This window comes from Synechococcus sp. A15-44 (genome assembly GCF_014280115.1).
GTDB lineage: Bacteria > Cyanobacteriota > Cyanobacteriia > PCC-6307 > Cyanobiaceae > Parasynechococcus.
In genome coordinates, this window is sequence record NZ_CP047938.1 from 595,487 (window position 1) to 613,074 (window position 17,588).

19 protein-coding genes, 1 tRNA gene and 1 pseudogene are annotated in these 17,588 nt (G+C 62.7%); 6 read left to right on the top strand and 15 right to left on the bottom strand.

All coding sequences use genetic code 11. From position 1 onward, the window contains the following. Positions 1-2: 2 nt before the first annotated feature. Complete coding sequence (locus SynA1544_RS03290; protein ID WP_186514825.1) at positions 3-692, top strand: N-acetylmannosamine-6-phosphate 2-epimerase; 690 nt, start codon at positions 3-5, stop codon at positions 690-692. On the opposite strand, the pseudogene groL reads toward SynA1544_RS03290, so the two are convergent. Then, a pseudogene (gene groL / locus SynA1544_RS03295) lies at positions 693-2,373 on the bottom strand (chaperonin GroEL). Between the two features lie 131 nt (positions 2,374-2,504). On the opposite strand from groL, the gene SynA1544_RS03300 reads away from it, so the two are divergent. Further along, positions 2,505-2,681 (top strand): hypothetical protein, encoded by a 177-nt coding sequence (locus SynA1544_RS03300; protein ID WP_114988256.1) that lies wholly within the window; start codon positions 2,505-2,507, stop codon positions 2,679-2,681. Positions 2,682-2,690: 9 nt separating this feature from the next. On the opposite strand, the gene fabG is transcribed toward SynA1544_RS03300, so the two are convergent. The 3 genes from fabG to SynA1544_RS03315 are packed head-to-tail and all read right to left on the bottom strand — an operon-like array spanning position 2,691 to position 5,391. Further along, complete coding sequence (gene fabG, locus SynA1544_RS03305; protein ID WP_186514826.1) at positions 2,691-3,443, bottom strand: 3-oxoacyl-[acyl-carrier-protein] reductase; 753 nt, start codon at positions 3,441-3,443, stop codon at positions 2,691-2,693. A gap of 47 nt (positions 3,444-3,490) precedes the next feature. Beyond that, on the bottom strand, positions 3,491-4,546 hold the full coding sequence (locus SynA1544_RS03310; protein ID WP_186514827.1) for a TrkA family potassium uptake protein: 1,056 nt from the start codon (positions 4,544-4,546) through the stop codon (positions 3,491-3,493). 11 nt (positions 4,547-4,557) lie between these two features. Beyond that, positions 4,558-5,391 (bottom strand): glycosyltransferase family 9 protein, encoded by an 834-nt coding sequence (locus SynA1544_RS03315; protein ID WP_115132166.1) that lies wholly within the window; start codon positions 5,389-5,391, stop codon positions 4,558-4,560. Between the two features lie 72 nt (positions 5,392-5,463). Between SynA1544_RS03315 and ispD the strand changes: the two genes are divergently transcribed. Next, complete coding sequence (ispD, locus tag SynA1544_RS03320; RefSeq protein WP_186515426.1) at positions 5,464-6,144, top strand: 2-C-methyl-D-erythritol 4-phosphate cytidylyltransferase; 681 nt, start codon at positions 5,464-5,466, stop codon at positions 6,142-6,144. On the opposite strand, the gene SynA1544_RS03325 is transcribed toward ispD, so the two are convergent. Then, the gene (locus SynA1544_RS03325) at positions 6,128-7,012 is read right to left on the bottom strand and encodes an LD-carboxypeptidase (protein WP_186514828.1); all 885 of its coding nucleotides are present in this window, start codon (positions 7,010-7,012) and stop codon (positions 6,128-6,130) included. The two genes, ispD and SynA1544_RS03325, sit on opposite strands and share 17 nt — an antisense overlap. Continuing rightward, entirely contained in the window at positions 7,012-7,905 is an 894-nt protein-coding gene (locus SynA1544_RS03330) for a 4-hydroxybenzoate polyprenyltransferase (RefSeq protein WP_255477696.1), read from the bottom strand. The genes SynA1544_RS03325 and SynA1544_RS03330 overlap by 1 nt, the downstream gene beginning before the upstream one ends. 87 nt (positions 7,906-7,992) lie before the next feature. Here SynA1544_RS03330 and SynA1544_RS03335 point away from each other — a divergent pair, with 87 nt between their 5' ends. Then, positions 7,993-9,630, top strand: coding sequence for a Ppx/GppA phosphatase family protein (locus SynA1544_RS03335; protein WP_186515427.1), 1,638 nt, complete (start codon positions 7,993-7,995; stop codon positions 9,628-9,630). Here the strand turns inward: SynA1544_RS03335 and SynA1544_RS03340 are convergent. From SynA1544_RS03340 to petC, 6 genes are all read right to left on the bottom strand, one after another. Beyond that, positions 9,614-10,396: a RodZ family helix-turn-helix domain-containing protein gene (locus SynA1544_RS03340; RefSeq protein WP_186514830.1), complete on the bottom strand. Its 783-nt coding sequence runs from the start codon at positions 10,394-10,396 to the stop codon at positions 9,614-9,616. The two genes, SynA1544_RS03335 and SynA1544_RS03340, sit on opposite strands and share 17 nt — an antisense overlap. A 90-nt stretch (positions 10,397-10,486) precedes the next feature. After that, positions 10,487-10,558, bottom strand: a tRNA-Val gene (locus tag SynA1544_RS03345). A gap of 25 nt (positions 10,559-10,583) precedes the next feature. Beyond that, positions 10,584-11,345: a precorrin-4 C(11)-methyltransferase gene (gene cobM, locus SynA1544_RS03350; RefSeq protein ID WP_186514831.1), complete on the bottom strand. Its 762-nt coding sequence runs from the start codon at positions 11,343-11,345 to the stop codon at positions 10,584-10,586. Then, on the bottom strand, positions 11,342-12,220 hold the full coding sequence (lgt, locus tag SynA1544_RS03355; RefSeq protein WP_255477698.1) for a prolipoprotein diacylglyceryl transferase: 879 nt from the start codon (positions 12,218-12,220) through the stop codon (positions 11,342-11,344). The genes cobM and lgt overlap by 4 nt, the downstream gene beginning before the upstream one ends. A gap of 5 nt (positions 12,221-12,225) precedes the next feature. Further along, positions 12,226-13,161 carry a cytochrome f gene (petA, locus tag SynA1544_RS03360; protein ID WP_186514832.1) on the bottom strand — a complete coding sequence of 312 codons (936 nt, stop codon included), beginning with the start codon at positions 13,159-13,161 and terminating at the stop codon, positions 12,226-12,228. A 38-nt stretch (positions 13,162-13,199) separates the two neighbouring features. Beyond that, positions 13,200-13,736, bottom strand: a complete 537-nt coding sequence (gene petC / locus SynA1544_RS03365; RefSeq protein WP_006850760.1) for a cytochrome b6-f complex iron-sulfur subunit — start codon at positions 13,734-13,736, stop codon at positions 13,200-13,202. 47 nt (positions 13,737-13,783) lie between these two features. Between petC and SynA1544_RS03370 the strand changes: the two genes are divergently transcribed. Then, complete coding sequence (locus SynA1544_RS03370) at positions 13,784-14,200, top strand: DUF3067 family protein (protein ID WP_115081687.1); 417 nt, start codon at positions 13,784-13,786, stop codon at positions 14,198-14,200. On the opposite strand, the gene tatC is transcribed toward SynA1544_RS03370, so the two are convergent. Together tatC and SynA1544_RS03380 are read right to left on the bottom strand one after the other, a co-directional pair. Next, a complete protein-coding gene (gene tatC / locus SynA1544_RS03375; protein WP_170950543.1) occupies positions 14,181-14,885 on the bottom strand; it encodes a twin-arginine translocase subunit TatC in 705 nt (234 codons plus the stop codon). The two genes, SynA1544_RS03370 and tatC, sit on opposite strands and share 20 nt — an antisense overlap. A 125-nt stretch (positions 14,886-15,010) precedes the next feature. Next, a complete protein-coding gene (locus SynA1544_RS03380; RefSeq protein WP_255477699.1) occupies positions 15,011-16,738 on the bottom strand; it encodes an NFACT family protein in 1,728 nt (575 codons plus the stop codon). 38 nt (positions 16,739-16,776) lie between these two features. Here SynA1544_RS03380 and gmk point away from each other — a divergent pair, with 38 nt between their 5' ends. After that, a complete protein-coding gene (gene gmk, locus SynA1544_RS03385) occupies positions 16,777-17,334 on the top strand; it encodes a guanylate kinase (RefSeq protein WP_186515429.1) in 558 nt (185 codons plus the stop codon). Between the two features lie 110 nt (positions 17,335-17,444). Here the strand turns inward: gmk and psaJ are convergent, their stop codons facing one another. Beyond that, positions 17,445-17,561 carry a photosystem I reaction center subunit IX gene (gene psaJ, locus SynA1544_RS03390; protein ID WP_006850741.1) on the bottom strand — a complete coding sequence of 39 codons (117 nt, stop codon included), beginning with the start codon at positions 17,559-17,561 and terminating at the stop codon, positions 17,445-17,447. Positions 17,562-17,588 lie beyond the last annotated feature (27 nt).

Here is a 17,588-nt window from a genome sequence, read left to right on the forward strand (position 1 = left end):
GCATGATTCCCAACCCTGAATCCCTGGATCAGGGCTTGATCGTTTCGGTGCAGGCCCCCCAGGGTTCGCCGATGCGCGATCCCGATGTGATCGCAGCCATGGCGGATGCAGCCCTGCGCAATGGTGCTGTGGGTGTGCGCTTGGAAAGCCCTGAACACATCGGGGCTGTGCGTCGGCGCTGTCCGGATGCCTTGATCATCGGCCTCTGGAAATGCACGTTCCCGGACAGCTCTGTGTACATCACCCCGGGCTGGAAAGAAATTCAGGCGGTGTGGTCGGCGGGAGCCGATGTGATCGCGATTGATGCCACAGCCCGTCCGCGGCCTGCAGGGCAGGACCTGGCCGCGTTGATCCAGCGCAGCCGTGATGAGCTGAGAGCTCCGCTGATGGCTGATGTGGATTCGCTCGAGAACGGTCTGCTCGCAGCCGAGCTGGGCTGTGACTGGGTTGGGACCACGCTCTACGGCTACACAGAAGACACGGCACAACAGCGCCCCCCTGCGTTTGATCTGCTCCCCCCACTTCGCGCTGAACTTCCCAGCTCGGTTCGTCTGATCTGTGAGGGGGGAATTGCTTCTCCAGCGGATGCACGGTTGGCATTGCAGGCCGGAGCCGACACCGTTGTGGTGGGGACGGCGATCACCGGAGTGGACCTCCAGGTGATCGCCTATCGCCAGGGAATGATCAGCTGATCACATCATCCCGGGCATGCCCATGCCGCCCATTCCGGGCATGCCCATGCCACCCATTCCGCCCATGCCAGCCATGGGGTCTCCGTCTCCGGCGGGAGCTGGTGCAGGGGGTTCCGGCTTGTCGGCAATCACAACCTCGGTGGTGATCAGCAGAGAAGCGATCGAAATCGAATCCTGCACGGCCAAGCGCACCACCTTGGCGGCATCAACGATGCCAGCAGCCATCAGGTCCTCGTAGGCACCACTGAGGACATTGAATCCCTGGCCGCTGCTGCGCATGCCCGCGATCACAACATCACCGTTCTGACCGGCATTGGTGGCGATCTGATGAATCGGCGCCGTCAGTGCCCGCTGCACGATTTCCACGCCGGTGCGCTGGTCGCCGTTCAGGGATGAAGCCAGGGCGTCCAGGCTGTCCGAGAGTTGCAGCAAGGTGCTGCCGCCTCCCCCAACGATGCCCTCCTCGACGGCGGCCCGGGTGGCATTCAGGGCATCCTCGATCCGCAGTTTGCGGTTCTTGAGCTCCGTTTCCGTCGGTGCACCGACCTTGATCACAGCCACGCCGCCGGCCAGCTTGGCGATCCGCTCCTGGAGCTTTTCGCGGTCGTAGTCGGATTCGGTGGCCTCCAGTTCACGTCGGATCGCGCCGACGCGCTTGCTCACCGCCTGGCGATGGTCGTCGGTGGCGACGATCGTGGTGCTCTCCTTGCTGATGGTGACGCGGCGCGCCTTGCCGAGATCCTCGAGGGTCACTTTGTCGAGGGTCATCGCCTTGTCTTCGCTGATCAGCGTTCCGCCCGTGAGGATGGCGATATCGGCGAGGGCTGCTTTGCGGCGTTCGCCAAAGGAGGGTGCCCGAACAGCGGCCACCTGCAGAACCCCACGGCTCTTGTTCATCACCAGGGTGGCGAGGGCTTCGCCTTCCACTTCCTCAGACAGGATGAGCAGGGGAGAGCCGCTCTTCTGAACGGTTTCCAGCACGGGTACCAGATCCGTGATCGTGCTGATCTTGCGATCCGTCAGCAGGATCAGGGGATTTTCAAATTCACAGACCTGACGGTCGGCATCCGTCACGAAGTAGGGGGAGCTGTAGCCCCGGTCGAAGGCCATGCCCTCGGTGATTTCCAGTTCCGTTGCCAGAGACTTCGATTCCTCAACCGTGATCACCCCATCGGTGCTCACCTTGTCCATCGCCTCCGCAATCATCCGACCGACTTCGTCGTCACCCCCGGAGCTCACCGTGGCCACCTGACGAATGGCATCGCCGGCGACGGCCTGGCTCCGCTCGCCCAGTCCAGCCACGACCTGTGCAGCGGCCTTCTCCATGCCTCGGCGGAGTTCCACAGGGCTTGCGCCAGCAGCGGTGTTGCGCAGACCTTCCCGCACCATGGCCTGAGCCAACACGGTTGCGGTGGTGGTCCCGTCGCCGGCCTTGTCCTTGGTCTTTGAGGACACCTGCTGCATCAGCTTGGCGCCAAGGTTTTCGAACGGGTCGTCCAGTTCGATTTCTCGGGCGATTGAGTCGCCGTCGTTGACGATGTCGGGTGCGCCGAATTTCTTCTCGAGCACAACGTTGCGACCGCGGGGGCCGATCGTGACGCGCACCGCATCGGCGAGTGCATCAACCCCCCCGCTCAAGGGCGCTGCGGGATTCGTCAGAGAAGGAAAGGAGTTTGGCCATAGTCGCAAGCACGCCGTTGGTCACTGTCCCACAGCGATGTGGCCCTCGTGGAGAGGCGTTGTGGTGGGGAAAGCCGAATGGTTGGGGGCTGCCCGGATGCCGCCCTCAAATGAACTGATTAGGGTCCGGTCATGGCCGAATCCGGAGCGCTGTTTTTTGTTCTGATGGCGGGGCTGGCCGGCTCGATGGCCCTGGTTTACGTGCCCTTGCGCATCTTTCTCACCGCCACCGCCCGCAGCCGTCGGTTACGCCTGCTCCAGCGCATCCGCCGCCTGCGGGATGAGTTGGCCCAACCCCTTGATTCCTGATCCTGAGGGTCAGGCCATCACCATGCCGCCATCCACCTGCAGCACCTGGCCTGTGATGTAGGCCGCGGCCGGGTCGGCGGCTAGGAAGCGCACGGAACCGGCCACCTGCTCCTGGGTGCCAAAGGTTCCCAGGGGGATGTCTTTGAGGATGGCCTCCGCATCGAGGTCCTTGGTCATGTCTGTGGCAATGAAACCCGGAGCTACGGCGTTCACGGTGATGCCACGGCTGGCGAGCTCTTTGGCGGTGCTGCGGGTGAGACCGATGACGCCCGCTTTGGCGGCGGCGTAGTTGGCCTGTCCCGCGTTGCCCATCAGCCCCACAACGGAGGTGATGTTGATGATCCGACCACTCTTCTGCTTAAGCATCGGGCGTGCCACGGCTCGCGTGCAGAGGAACACTCCACTGAGGTTGAGGTCGATCACCGATTGCCAATCGTCGGTTTTCATCCGCATCAGCAGGCCGTCCCGCGTGATGCCGGCGTTGTTCACCAGCACATCCAAACGGCCGCTGCGCTCCAGCACCGTCTTGATCAGGCCATCCACCTCGGCCTCAACCGACACATTGGCCTTCAGGGCGTAGGCCTTGCCCCCAGCCGTAGTGATGGCAGCAACCACTTCATCGGCTGCGGCGGCGGAACTGGAGTAGTTCACAACCACCTCTGCACCGGCTTCGCCCAGGGCCAGAGCGATGGCCCGGCCGATGCCGCGACCTCCTCCCGTCACCAGGGCGGTCTGTCCGGCAAGAGAAGCGCTGGGAGACATGGAGGAACCGTTGATCGGAGGATCGTACGGAGCCGTCGTCATTCAGCTCAACCCGGCATGGTTTCAATCGTGTCGACGGCCTCCCCAAGCAACGACTGAAAGGTGGCGAGTTGGGTTTTGCTCCCCAGCACGATCAGGAGTTGCCCCGGTGCCATCTGGGTGTCGCCGCCTGGATTGGCGATCAGCTTTCCGTTCTCCCGGATCGCCAGCACCATGGCCCCACTGCGCCGGCCCAGCTCAAGTTCCGCCAGGCTCCGCCCGCGGATCTCCATCAGGTGCTGAGGGTCGTGACTCAGCTGGAATTCCTCGATTTCATAGTCGGAGCCCGCCAACAGCTCCATGAAGTTGAGGGCCAGCGGTCGCAGCGCCGAAGCGGCCATCACCCGGCCACCAGCCACATAGGGACTGACCACCACAGTGGCGCCCGCCAGCCGCAGCTTTGAGGCGGCTTCATCGCTGTTGGCGCGAGCAATCAAGCGGCAATCCGGTCGTAGGTCCTTGGCGCTGAGGATCACGTAAAGATTGGAGGCATCGCTGGGTAGGGCTGCCACGAGGCTGCAGCAGCGTTCCAGACCTGCGTCCAGCAGGGTTTCATCGAGGGTTGCATCGGCCTGAAGCACCCAGAGGCCATTCTCGTCTGCCACGGCCTTTCGCTCTGGATCGGTTTCGATCACCACGAGGGGCACCGCGTCCCGTTGCAGTTGGGCTGCAATCTCCTGTCCGATCCGGCCGTAGCCGCAAAGAATCACGTGGTCGTGAAGGCCTTCCAGCATGCGGAGAAAGCGGAACTCCCGTAGTCTGCGGAAATATCCCGACTCCTTCAGCCCGAGAACGCGTTGGATGGCCAGTTGCACAACCACCAAGCCACCCACCACGATCAAGACGGTGACCAGGCGGCCTGGAGGTGAAAGCGGGGCGACTTCTCCAAAACCGATGGTGCTGATGGTGATCAGCACCATCCAGAGGCAATCGCCCCAGTCCCATCCCTCCGTGATCCGATAACCGAGGGCACCCGCGAAGATCACAGCACTGAGGGCACTGATGGGCCCCCGCCATGGAGCCGTGATCAGCTTCAGCTGTCCCCTGGCTCGGCGCCGCCTCATCGGACGTCTCCTCAGAAACCGAGGGCCGTCAGCACATCACTGCTCTGCAGCGTGGCGAGCTCCTGCGGGCGGCTGAGGCAGCGGATCTCCTGGCGCTCGGGAAGGTCTGCGGCCTCGGCTCCAAGGGCAACCAGGGGGGTTCCGCAATAGGTCGCCAGGCGCTGGGACACCGGGCAGCTGCTGAGCACGACATCGGCATTGGCCACCAAAGCCGCCCGTTTGGTCAGGCTGAGCTCGGCTGGCAGCACCATGCTGCGCAGCGCCGGTAGGCGGCTTTTGATCGTCTCAGGCAGCTGGTGCCATTCCGCTGCAGGCCAGTCATTCCCCTGGCCGGATGGCGACAGCAACAGCAGGGGGCCGTCACCGCTGGGCAGTGCTTCACGGGCTTCCTCAAGAGCCTCTGCCGCCAGGGGCAGGCGGAACTGATCGGCCTTGAGATCAAGGCCCAGGGCCTGAAGAAAGGGGTTGAGACGCTGCGCCGTCCAGCCGGGACCGACGCTGACCTGGTCGGTGCAGGCAAATCCCTCAACCGCCAACCGTTTGGGGATATGGCTCATCGACAGCATCAGGTTCACCTGCTGCCCTTCAGCGAAGTTGATGCAGATCTGAAAGTCGGGTTCGCGCACACAACCGAGCAGGTTGGCCCAGTCCGCAAGGGTGGGGTTGGCCTCAAAGCTGAACGGCAACAGCTTGTCCAGGCACGGCAAAAGTTTCCATGGAGCTGCCTGCTGGGGGTCACAGGCCACCTGCAGGCTGGCGTTGAGCTTCTGGCAGATGTCGGCCAGAGCCGGTAGACGGTCCAGCTGGTCTTCGAGCGAACCCGGGCTCAGGGCAAGAACTCGCATGCAGCGCCGCCATCCATGGTGCGAGCTGATTGTATGGAGGTCGTTTACGCCTGTCTGGGGCAGGAGTCGATTGTGCATCTGTTGATTGCTGCGGCGGGAAGCGGTCGGCGCATGGGTGCGGATCGCAACAAGCTGCTGCTGCCGTTGGCCGGACGCCCCGTCATTGCCTGGACCCTGGAGGCGGCCCTGAATTCCGAGCGGATCGAATGGATCGGGATCGTCGGCCAGGAGGTCGATCGAGAGGCCATCCTTGCGGTGCTGGATGCACCCAGCAAGCCGGTGCGCTGGATCCAGGGCGGCAGCACGCGGCAGGAGTCGGTGCTTTGTGGTCTGGCGGGGTTGCCGGAGCAGGCTCGGCACGTCTTGATCCATGACGGCGCCCGCTGTTTGGCTGAACCGGAGTTGTTTGATCGCTGTGCAGCTGTGGTGGAGGCCGGCACGGCGCTGATTGCTGCAACGCCGGTGAGCGACACGATCAAGCGCGTGGGATCTGATGGTGTGATTTGTGAGACGCCGGATCGATCGGAGCTTTGGGCTGCGCAGACGCCGCAGGGCTTTGCCGTTGATCAGCTGCGTCGCGGCCACGCTGAGGCGGTTGCCCAGGGCTGGACGGTCACCGACGATGCGTCGTTGTACGAGCGTCTGGGGTGGCCTGTGCAGGTCTTGGATGCCGGCCCCGCCAACATCAAGGTCACCACACCGTTTGACCTCACCGTGGCGGAGGCCGTGCTCGCCCTCAGGTCAGCAGGCTGAGCCGGCCGTTTTCGCCATCCAGGCGTGCCATCGCCCCCATGGGCAGGGCTGCGTTTCCGGATCGGTGACCAACGGGCAGGTCCATCACTCTGGGAATGCCGAGATCGGCCGTGCGTTCCTCAAGAACCTGCTCAAGGTTGAAGCTTTCGGAGGCGTCTCTGGTTTCATTGGCGCACCCTTCGAAATTGCCAAATGCCAGACCCGCCAGGCCCTGCAAGCTGCCATTCAGCCTCCACTGAGTGAGCATCCGATCAATGCGGTAAGGCGCTTCACCCACGTCCTCCAGCACCAGAACGGCTCCCTTGAGGGGGGGCACGAACCGGCTTCCCAACAGGTGGGTGGCCACGGTCAGATTGGCCACGAGCAGGGGACCGCTTCCAACCCCGCCGCCGCCACGCCGACCTTGCAGGTCAGGAATGGTGTTGCCGAAGAGCAGGTTGCGCAAGCGGTCACGGCTCCATGGCGGCTCCTCCGCAAGTGTTGTGAGCAAGGGGCCATGGATGCCCCCCGCAAACCCTGCTGCCTGGCGGGCCCAGAGCAGAGCTGTCACGTCGGAAAAGCCCAACAGCCAGCCGCTCTGCCAGCGGATGGGCTGCTCCAGCAGCCGAGCAGCCCCCCATCCACCGCGGGCACAGGCGAGCAGCGCTGCCGGTTCTGCCGGATGCAGATCGGCATGGCGCGTGTCATCGCGCCCTGCGAAGTAGCCCCAACGTCGGCTGGCCAAGGTCTGGGGTTGAACATCGAGGCCCCAGCTCTGCAGGACCGCAATGCCCTCCTGCAGCTTGATGTCGTCCTGCAGGGCTGAACTGGCGGCCACACAGGCCACACGGTCTCCAGTGCGGAGCGGAGGAGCCGGGGTGATGCACATCAGGCTCCCCATCCCCTGGCCAGAACCAGGCCGAGCCAGAGCAGCGTCCCTGCCTGCACCTGCTGGGCAAAGTGCTTCCCGTAGGTGCCCATGGAGGCATCCTGTTTGTTCAAGGGGTTGCAGCTGAGCTGCATGAAGACGGCGGCAAGCAACCAGAGAGGCCAGAACGGTGCTGGGATCTGAGCCGACCATGCCGCTATGGCAAGGGTGATGGCTGTCACGAGGTAGCAGCCCCGAACCACAGGAACCACGCGGGATCCGAGGCTCAGGGCGCTGCTGCGCAGGCCGAGGTTGGCATCGTCACGTCGGTCGGCCATGGCATAGACCGTGTCGAAGCCGAAGGTCCAGACCACGGTTGCCAGCCAACTGCACACCAGTGCAGGACTCCCGCTCAAGGAGGACGTTGCTGCGGCCCAGGGGATCAGCACCGCGAAGCCCCAGCACAGCGCCAAGACCGCCTGGGGGAAGGCGAACCACCGCTTTGCCGATGGATAGCCGAGGATCGGCAGCACGGCCGTGCATGCCAAGGCGAGACAGAGCCCGAGGCTGGTGGCCGGCAGACTCAGCACAACAGCCAGGCTGAGGCCCAGCAGGATCAGCAGCAGAGCGAAGGCTGGCCCTCGCTGCAGCGCACCTCTGGCCAGAGGCCGATGTTGTGTGCGTTCCACCTGGCCGTCGAAGCGCTGGTCCCAGAGGTCATTGGCGATGCAGCCTGCTCCGCTCACCGCCAGGCCCCCCAGCAGGATCTGCAGGATCAGCACAACACTGGGGGGAGCGCTTGGATTCAGCCAGAGGGCCCAGCCTGCTGGGATCAGCAGAATCAGCCGGCCGGTGGGTTTGTTCCAGCGGAGCAGTTCGATCCAGGGCTGAAGACGGGCAGAGCTGCTGATCACAATCAACGGGATTTGAAGAACCCTAGTCAGGGTCTGATGGCCTCGGCCGTCAGTGGCAGAGTGGATTTCATTGCCGCTCTGACGTTGATGCTGGATGCCAAGGCCCCAGCCCAGCCAACGGAACAGAACAACAGCGCGTCGCATGCAGTGAACGCTGATCAGCGTCCGATCGCCGCCATCGATATCGGGACCAATTCCTTTCATCTTCTGGTGGCAGCCGTTGATCCGAAGCTGCGCACGTTTCGAATCATCCAGGCCGAAAAGGCCACCACGCGTCTGGGGGAGCGTGATCCTGAGACCGGTGAGCTGACCGCGGCGGCGATGCAACGGGGGCTGGAAACCCTTCGCCAGTTCAGAGATCTCGCCGCCAGTCACCGGGTTGAGCAGATCGTCACAGCGGCGACGAGTGCCGTTCGAGAAGCACCCAATGGTCGCGATTTCCTCCAGACCATCCTTGACGAGCTGGGGATGGAGGTGGATTTGGTCAGCGGCCCCGAGGAGGCACGGTTGATCTATCTGGGCGTCCTCTCAGGAATGCCGTTTGGAGACCGTCCGCATCTTCTGCTCGATATCGGAGGAGGCTCCACGGAACTGATCCTTGCCGATGGTCGTGATGCCCGCGCCCTGACCAGCACCCGTGTGGGGGCTGTGCGACTCCAGCGGGACTTTGTTCGGGATGATCCGATGCCCCCTCAACGGCGGTCATTCCTGCAGGCCTTCATTCAGGGGTCGCTTGAACCTTCGGTCGACAAAGTGCGTCGCAGGATCAAACCCGGTGAAACTCCTGTTTTGGTAGCCACCAGCGGCACGGCGATGGCGATTGGCTCCCTTGCGGCGAGTGAAGAGGAGCGCCCACCCCGCAAATTGCATGGGTACCGCGTCACCCGGCAGAGCCTGAATCAGGTGGTTGATCGTTTGATCACGATGACCCCTGCGCAGCGACGGGAGTTGGCTCCCATCAACGATCGTCGGGCCGAAATCATCGTTCCCGGTGCGCTGATCCTGCAAACCACCATGAAGATGCTGGGTGTGGAGGAGTTCGTGCTCAGTGAGCGGGCGCTCAGGGAAGGTTTGATCGTTGATTGGATGCTTCGCCAGGGTCTTCTGGAAGACCGCTTCAGCTTTCAGAGCAGCATTCGGCAGCGCACTGTGCTCCATCAGGTGCAGCGCTTTGCGGTGAACCAGATCAGGGCTGAACGGGTTGCCAGCCATGCCCTAAGCCTCTACGACGCCACGCGAGGCGTGATGCATGACGACAGTGGCGAAGGGCGTGAACTGCTTTGGGCTGCCGCCATGCTCCATACCTGTGGCCAGCACATCAACATCAGCGCTTACCACAAGCACACCTGGTACTTGATTCGTCATGGTGAACTGCTGGGCTATTCCGAGGCGGAGCACTTGATGGTGGCGGCCATTGCCCGCTATCACCGCCGCAGCCTGCCGAAGAAACGCCATGAGTCCTGGCAGCTTGTGGCCACCCGAGACAACCGTCGCTGTGTTCATCAGATGGCCCTGCTGCTGCGCTTGGCCGCGGCTCTGGATCGCAGGCCTGAGCCGGTGATCTCAGCACTCCGCATTCATGCGGTGAAGGGAAGTCTGGATCTGGAGATCGTGCCTGAGCGGGTCAACCAGAACGTCAGTCTTGAACAGTGGAGTTTGGAAGGCTGCGCTGAGGTGGTGAAGGAGGCGGTTGGCGTGAATCTGCGCGTCAGGGTGCAGGGCTGAGCGGGATCCAGCGGATGTCATCCACAGCGCCAAGGGTGCGTGTCTCGGCGTCGGGAGAACTGAGCTGCACCAGATCGGGCCGGCCGGCGTAGATCTCCACCAGGTCGGGATTGTCAATCCTGCGCTCACCGTTCAGCAGCCCTTCGAATTCCACAACTCCCTCACGCCGTAGGGCGATCCAGCTGGGTTCGCTGCTGCTGATCGTGAGGCCCAGGTCTGCCGTTGGTGGCGCTGGAACGATGAGGGCATCGCGCTCATCTGCAACCTTGGTCACCTCCAGCTCCAGATCGGTTTCGCTTGGCTCAAGGGTTGGATTGGCAGGCTTCAACCCCTGGGCGAAGCGCGTCAACTCGGAGGCGTTGCTCCACACAACAAAGCCAAGGCCAGCAAGCCCGGCGAGGGCCACGAGGGGAAGTGGATTGAATGTTCTCCGGTTCTGAGGAGCGATGCCCCGCGGTGTTGCCCCGGGAGTCGCCCGTTTGGGCGGTCTGGTGGTGAGGGGGCCGAGGGTTTGAACCATGGCATCAGCATCCAAACCCAGATGCGAACTGATCCGGCGCACCATGGCCTTGATGAACACGGGTTCAGGCAGTTCGGTTTGATCGCCCCGTTCCAGTGCTGCCAGTTGCTCCTCGCCCATGTGCAGCTGGCTGGCGAGTTGGTTCTGGCTCAGGCTCGCAGCAGCCCGCGCCTCGGCCAACTGTCGCCCTGCTTCAACCAGGCCCGTGGCTTTGCCTTGGTCGTCCGCAAGACTCCGCTGGTTCATCAATGGGTCGATCGACCTCGTTCAAAGCTGAACCTAGGCCGATCCAACAGTGCAGTCAGCAACTAAGGGAATAAATCCCACCAAAAAATATGGGCGATACTGGATTCGAACCAGTGACCCCTTCCGTGTGAAGGAAGTGCGCTACCACTGTGCTAATCGCCCGCACAAATCGATCTTAAACCACCGCCTATTGGGGTTTCGGACGGAACAGGTGGTCGTGGTCAGGCGAGTAAAGCCGTGAGCGCTGGGGACCACCGGCAAGGGCCGGACTCACCACATAAAGCGTTGTGCGAATCAGATTGCGTTCCCGACTCACCGCAGCCATCTCCCTGAGAGGGACAACGGTGAGCATCTGATCAGGCCAGCTCACCCGATGTCCGATGGCTACGGGCGTGTCGGCGGGGTAGTACTCCAGAAGGGTGGTTTGCACCTCTTCAACGTGTCGTGCACTCAAATAGATGCAAAGGCTGGCGCGCAGGGCGGCCAGCCGATCCAGCTGTTCCCGTTCCGGCACGCCGGTGCGACCCCCAGCGCGACTGAGAACAATGGTTTGCACCACGCCTGGCAGGGTGAGTTCGCTGGCGAGTCCGGCGGCTGCCGCTTGGTAGGCGCTGATCCCGGGAATCACTTCCACAGGGATGTCGGCGTCGCTTAGGGCGCAGATCTGTTCATTGATCGCGCTGTAGAGCGCCGTATCTCCATCGTGGAGCCGCACCACCCTTTTGCCCTGGCGCTGCCGTTCGATGAGCAGCGGGATCAGCTCTTCAAGCGTGGTCGTGCTGGTGCGGATGCGTTCGCAATCCGCCGGCGCCAGATCGGCGATGGCTGGACAGACCAGGGAATCCGTCCAGATCAGCACGTCGGCTTTGTTCAGACGGTCAGCCGCGCGAAGAGTGAGCAGGTCTGGAGAACCGGGGCCTGCGCCGACGAAACTGACAACGTGACTCAACTGCGTTGGCCTGATGGATCAGGCAGGGGTCGCTTCCGTTGATATAGCCACCAAAGCCCCAGGACGCCGAGCGCGACCAGGGTGCAACTCATCAATTGGGCGATGCGGATTCCCCCGTTGCAAGCCGGTGGAAGCGAACCGATGCAGAGAGGATCAATGCGCAGACCTTCGATCCAGACACGGCCAAGGCTGTAGCCCACCAAGTAAACACAACTCATGGCGCCCGATGGGAGCATCCCAGGAGCTTTGAGTCCGCGGCGAAAGAGCAGCATCAACAGTCCGAAGAGCAGCAGGTTCCAGATCGATTCGTAGAGGAACGTTGGGTGGAAAAATTCCGACGTGCTGTACATCACAGGGCGGCTCTGCGCCGGGATGAACAGCTTCCACGGCAGGTCAGTTGGAACCCCGAAGGCCTCGGAATTGAAGAAATTCCCCCAGCGACCGATGGCCTGTCCCAAGGCCACGGAGGGAACCAACACATCCAGCACATCCCAGAAGGGTTGCCGGCGCCAGCGGCAGAACAGGATCAGCGTGATTGTTCCTGCCAGCAAAGCACCGTGGATGGCGATCCCTCCTTCCCAGATGGCGAGGGCTTTGAGCGGGTTCGAGGCGTAGTTGTGCCACTCGAAGGCCACGTAGTAAATCCGTGCTCCGATCACGGCAAACAGCACGAGCACGGGCAGCAGATCGCTGACCAGGTTGTTCTCCAGCTGTCGAAGCTTGGCCAGTCGGCTGGAGAGGTTCAGTCCAATCAAGACGGCTGTTGCAATCAGCAGCCCGTACCAACGCAGGGGAAGGAACCAGTTGTGGGTGTGAGGCAAAAATTCCCCTGGCGACTGGAAGGTCGCCAGGGGAAACAGGGCTTCAACAGCCATAGCGATCAGAAGTTGCCCTCAGCGGCCTGAACCTTTTCGATCTGCTTCTTCTTCAGCACCAGCATGATCTGAGCCAGAGCCACCGCCGCGAAGAAGGCGAGCAGGCCGTAGATCCGAACGGGGTTCTGCAGAACAATCTCTGCGTCCACCTGGCCGAAGCCGCCCACGTTGGGATCGTTGGTCAGGGCAGCACCGGCTTCGATGCTGTCGCCAACGCTGACCAGAACTTCAGGACCAACCGGAATGGTCTCGCTCACGCTGCTGCCGTCAGCAGCCTTGATGCTGACCACGCTGGCGCCGTTGTCGCCGGGTTCGATGGAGGCAATGCTGCCGCTGGCAGGAGCCGTATAGACGGTGTTGTTGCTCTTCTCACCGGTGGGATACACCTGGCCACGGCCGCGGTTGCCACCCACGTGGATCTGGTATTTGCCGAAGTGGATGTTGCTATCGGTGGCGGGATCAGGAGACAGCACAGGGAAGACGATCTCTTGGTGCTCATCACCAGGGATCGGTCCCACCAAGAGGATGTTGGGCTGGTCGTCGCTGTACTGGGTGAAATAGACGCCTTCTGTTTCTTCCTTGATCTCGTCGGTCCAGCGCTCTTGAGGAGCCAGGGTGAAGCCGTCAGGAAGCATCACAACGGCGCCCACCTGCAGGCCCACATCGCTGCCGTCCGCACCGATCTCCTGCAGGCCCTTTTCGTAAGGGACCTTGACGCTGGCGGTGAAGACGCTGTCGGGGAGGACCGATTGGGGAACTTCAGCCTGGGTCAGCTTTTTGGCCAGGTGGCAGTTGGCGCAAACAATCTTGCCGGTGGCTTCCCTGGGGCTGTCGTAGTTCTGTTGAGCCCAGAAGGGATATGCCCAGCTGGCAGCCGGAGCGATCAGCAGAGCCAGTCCGATGACCAGCGATCCAAGGAAAAGCGAGAGGTGACGACGCATGGGACGGTGAGGGTATGCAGGCGTAGGGAAGGGAAAGATCAGGCCCACCAGGGCTTATCACCAGTTCGGAAGTCGGTCTCGGTCCACTGGCTTACGAACACGTTGTCGTTCTCCACGCTGACGTTCGCCAGGGCCAGGGAGAGAGGGGCAGGGCCACGGACCACTTTGCCGGTGGCGTCGTACTGACTGCCGTGACAGGGGCACATGAACTTGTTGGCGCCGCTGTTCCAGGGAACAACGCAACCGAGGTGGGTGCAGATGGCGTTGATGCCGTAGCTGCCGATGGCGTCTTCACCCTCAACGATCAAATAGGTGGGATCGCCTTTGAGGCCCTGCACCAGGCTGCGATCGCCCTCGGGGTGGCTGGAGAGCCAGCCGCTGGCTGTGATCGGGTTGCCCAGCTCATCCTTGGCGCTGGTGCCACCGCCACTGCCTGCGGCCTTGGGGGGGATGAAGTAATTCGCCACCGGGTAGAGGGCTCCCAGGGCCACACCGGTGACGGAGCCGAACGTCAGCAGATTCATGAACTGCCGACGACCCATTCCGGGCACATCGCTCGAGGAGAGTTGGGTCATGGCGGACGTTCATCCAGCTCGGATTGGCGACCATTATGGATGCTTAAGTGCCTGTCAAGCTTTGCAACGACAGGCGTCTTCCTGCCCCTGCCGCCCCTGCTTCTGTGCTTGATATCGCCAACGCCGTGCCCGAGCCGCCGCTCAGTGTTGACGAGGTGATGGCCTGTCTACGCCAGCGCTGGCGGGCGACTTACGACCTTCAGCTGGTGGTTCGACGCCGTCGTTTGTACCTCCAGGTGATGTGGGCCTATCTCGAGCAACAGTCGTTTCCGATGGACCTTGAGGCCTATCGGCAGCATCTCGGTGAGGTGCTGGATGTTGTGAATCGTCTTGGTTTGGCGGGTGAGGTGCGCCAATGGCTCGGTTCCACCCGTGACAAACCCCGTCTTGGCAAGGCATTGAGTCTTCCGCTGGAGGCGACAGGGCCGGAAGCGGAAACGCTGATCAAGGAGTTTCTGGTCTGAAGGATTCGGTCAGGGCCACCAGGCCGACGCCGATCAGGAACAGTGCTGTGATCGCTCCAGCCAGCAGCAGCATCGTGATCGGATCGGTGGATGGCGTCAGCACAGCTCCAGCCAGGGCTGAACCCAGCACAACCCAGCGCCAGGCCCCAAGCATCGGCCTCCAGCGCACCAGCCCCAGGGCCCCGAGGAGCAGTTGCAGAACAGGGAGCTGAAACGCCAGCCCGGTGGCCAGCATCAGCAGCAGAACAAAATCCAGATAACGCTCGATCGACCAGAGCGGCTCCACCACATCGGCGCCGTAGCTCACCAGAAAACGAAGGGCGGCTGGCACCAGGGCCCACCAGGCAAAGGCCAGGCCCGCCATGAACAGAACCGCGGAGCCGGCGACGGCAGGGGCGATCAGGCGTCGTTCGCGGATCGTCAGGCCCGGCAGCACAAAGGCCAGGATCTGAAACAGCACATAGGGCAGGGCCAGGGTGAGGCCGGCGTAACCGGCCACCTTCAGCGAGACGAATAAAAACTCTCCCGGTGCCAGTTGAAGGAAATGAATTCCGCTGGCTGGCGCTTCCAGCAGGCGCACCAGAGGTTTAACTCCCAGCAGGCAGGTCAGCGCTGCAACAACAACGGCCAGCAAGCTGCGCAGAACCCGTTGACGCAGTTCCTCAAGGTGATCCACCAGAGGCATTTCCACCTCATTGGGCAGATCGGCATCACCAGGTGCCCTCCCAATGCGAATGGGCGGTGGTGGCTGCAGAGCTGGGGGACCTTCGGGGCGCTCAGACACGGACGCAGGGCGGGCGGCGCAACAGGTCAGCCCGAATGTGGGCTCAGGCTAGGGGCAAGCAGCCGCTCTTCCGCACCCTGGGGATCCCCCCAGCGGATTTCAGCTTGTCCATGACGCACGGTGCCCGGGCCGGCACCGGGAATGCGCTGCAGCTGATCGGTGGGCACCATCACCACCGCCACCCGCGTGTTGCCCCGTGCGCGGCTGAAATAGGCCGCCAGATCCGTTGCCATCGCCAGGTCGGATTCCTCGGCCAGCCCGTTGGAGCTCTTCAACACCACGTGACTGCCTGGGCATTCCTGGGCGTGAAACCAGAGGTCACCACTGCGGGCCTGGCGCAGCGAGATCCAGTCGTTCTGGCGGTGATTCCGCCCCACCTGCACCTTGAGACCTCCGGGTGTGTTCAGTTCCAGCGGCTTGGGCTGGTCCCGTTGACGCTGCTGACGCGTGCTGCGACGGCGTTCCTTGGGCTGTAACAGCTCATCGAGTTCCTCCCGCAGATCATTCAGGGCGGCGAGGCGCGCCGGGCCGTCCTGCCAGGTGGCACTCAGTTGATCTTCGATGAAGGTTTCGCTCGCGCTGATCAGCTCAAGCCGTTGCTGATGGTGCTCCAGCCGCTGCTCAAGGATCGGGCGCGATCTCCGCAGTTTTTTGGCCCTGCGATAGAGCGACTGGGCTTCATCGACCTGGTCGCGGCTTGGGTTTCCGAGGCAGAGGAGAGCGTCCGCCTGGCGTTGAAGAGCCTCGTGCCCTTCGGTGGCCTTCAGGCGCTGGTGTTGGTCCTGCTGGGCTGCCTGTTCTTTGCTGCGCCAACGCTCCAGGCGTTGACGCAGATCTTGGCTGACCCGTGCCAGGGCCCGTTGCTCTTGGGATTGCTGGTGCAGGGATCCCAGGGTGAGCGCCAGAGCGGGCTGTGGATGCACTTCACCCTGGGGACACCCCCAGACCCGGTAACGACCGTCGTTCTCCACCACCAGGGCGAACTGCTCATGCTCGAGCTGGTCCAACCAGAGCGACCAGCGTTCAAACAGGTGGCACCAGTGGTGTGCATCCAGGCTGTCCACCGGGGTGTTCAGATGGTCGCCGGCGAGCTGTAGAGCAAGGGCTGGGCTGATCCCCTGATAGGTCTGCTGCAGGGCCTTGCGCAGCGCGATTGGAACGAGAGAGAGCCGCTCCTTCCAGCGTTCAAAGCCCTCCGTTGGATCCGGTGCCAACCCCTGCAGCATCGGGGGTGGGCTGTAGGAATCACCGGTGGAGAGAGGGCGCACGCGGGACTGATGGTCGCGGACCTGTCGCCCCAGGGCAATGATCCGGCGCTGCTCATCCAGCAGCAGCAGGTTGCTGTGCCGTCCCATCAGCTCCAGCACGAGCACCCGCTGGATCGGTTCCCCAGGGCGTTGGGCAAAGCGGAATTCCACCACCCGTTCAAAACCGCTCTGGTGGAGCTCCACCAGGGCCAGCTGGCGGAGGCTGTGTTGCAACTGCTGGGCGAAGGTGCTGCCGCTGCCGCTGCGCGGGGGAGGGTTGACCTCCACCAGCCGAGGGGCCTCGGCTTGCCAGCTCAGTTCCAGCCACACCATCCCCTTGAGGCTGCGGCATCCCAGTTGAATCGTTGCCGGGTCCGGTTGTTGGGCCTTCTCGAAGCGGCTGGGCACCAGCTTTGGGCGCAGATCCCAGAGCACCGCGCGCAGCGTGGTGAGATCCATTGGCTGCAGGCTGGTGGAGGCGATCACCTGGAGCACCGGGTGGGGCATTGGGGCTTCCTACTCTGCTGACCCACGCAGACGCCGCGATGTCCACCAGTGGAAAGCTCACCTTGATCACCGGCCCCAGTGGAGTCGGCAAGGGAACGCTGGTGAACCAGCTGCTGGAACGGCACCCCCAGATCTGGCTGTCGGTGTCGGCCACCACCCGTTCTCCGCGCCAGGGCGAGCAGAACGGCATCAACTACTTCTTCCACAGCCGTGCGGGGTTTGAGGCCTTGGTGGAGCAGGGAGGTTTTCTCGAGTGGGCGGAATTCGCGGGGAATTGCTACGGCACCCCCCGAGGTCCTGTGGAAGAACAGATGGCGGCGGGGCGCCCCGTGCTTCTGGAGATTGAGTTGGAAGGTGCCCGCCAGGTGCGTCGCAGTTTTCCGGACGGTTTTCAGATTTTTCTAGCTCCCCCCAGCTTTGAAGAATTGGAGCGCAGGATCCGTGGGCGCGGAACCGATGCGGAGGATGCCATTCAGCGCCGCTTGACTCGCGCTCGCGAGGAACTCGAGGCCCAACAGGAATTCGATGCTGTCGTGATCAATGACGATCTCGAAGCAGCGTTGAACCAGGTGGAGACGCTGATGGGTCTGGGATAAAGCAGAGCTGCTTTTTGCAACGCTGATCGTCGCAACCCTGACTTTCGCAACGGGGGCAGCCACAAAAAAAGGGAACCCGAAGGTTCCCTTGCCTCATGATCAACCCAGATTTACATCGGGTGGAAGAGAAGATCGGGGAAGAAGCGGTTCCACTCGATCAGGATTCCTGCGGTGGCGGTGAACCAAATGGCTGCAACCACTGGAGCTGCGGTCAGAAACTTGTTCATTGTTGAGGGAGCAATGGTTGAAGTCGT

Bases quoted from the DNA above. Each gene is read 5' to 3' on its own strand.
- SynA1544_RS03290 (WP_186514825.1), top strand. From the start codon at position 3: ATGATTCCCAACCCTGAATCCCTGGATCAGGGCTTGATCGTTTCGGTG.
- SynA1544_RS03300 (WP_114988256.1), top strand. From the start codon at position 2,505: ATGGCCGAATCCGGAGCGCTGTTTTTTGTTCTGATGGCGGGGCTGGCC.
- fabG (WP_186514826.1), bottom strand. From the start codon at position 3,443: ATGTCTCCCAGCGCTTCTCTTGCCGGACAGACCGCCCTGGTGACGGGA.
- SynA1544_RS03310 (WP_186514827.1), bottom strand. From the start codon at position 4,546: ATGAGGCGGCGCCGAGCCAGGGGACAGCTGAAGCTGATCACGGCTCCA.
- SynA1544_RS03315 (WP_115132166.1), bottom strand. From the start codon at position 5,391: ATGCGAGTTCTTGCCCTGAGCCCGGGTTCGCTCGAAGACCAGCTGGAC.
- SynA1544_RS03325 (WP_186514828.1), bottom strand. From the start codon at position 7,012: ATGTGCATCACCCCGGCTCCTCCGCTCCGCACTGGAGACCGTGTGGCC.
- SynA1544_RS03335 (WP_186515427.1), top strand. From the start codon at position 7,993: ATGCTGGATGCCAAGGCCCCAGCCCAGCCAACGGAACAGAACAACAGC.
- SynA1544_RS03340 (WP_186514830.1), bottom strand. From the start codon at position 10,396: ATGAACCAGCGGAGTCTTGCGGACGACCAAGGCAAAGCCACGGGCCTG.
- lgt (WP_255477698.1), bottom strand. From the start codon at position 12,220: ATGGCTGTTGAAGCCCTGTTTCCCCTGGCGACCTTCCAGTCGCCAGGG.
- petA (WP_186514832.1), bottom strand. From the start codon at position 13,161: ATGCGTCGTCACCTCTCGCTTTTCCTTGGATCGCTGGTCATCGGACTG.
- petC (WP_006850760.1), bottom strand. From the start codon at position 13,736: ATGACCCAACTCTCCTCGAGCGATGTGCCCGGAATGGGTCGTCGGCAG.
- tatC (WP_170950543.1), bottom strand. From the start codon at position 14,885: ATGCCTCTGGTGGATCACCTTGAGGAACTGCGTCAACGGGTTCTGCGC.
- SynA1544_RS03380 (WP_255477699.1), bottom strand. From the start codon at position 16,738: ATGCCCCACCCGGTGCTCCAGGTGATCGCCTCCACCAGCCTGCAGCCA.
- gmk (WP_186515429.1), top strand. From the start codon at position 16,777: ATGTCCACCAGTGGAAAGCTCACCTTGATCACCGGCCCCAGTGGAGTC.
- psaJ (WP_006850741.1), bottom strand. From the start codon at position 17,561: ATGAACAAGTTTCTGACCGCAGCTCCAGTGGTTGCAGCCATTTGGTTC.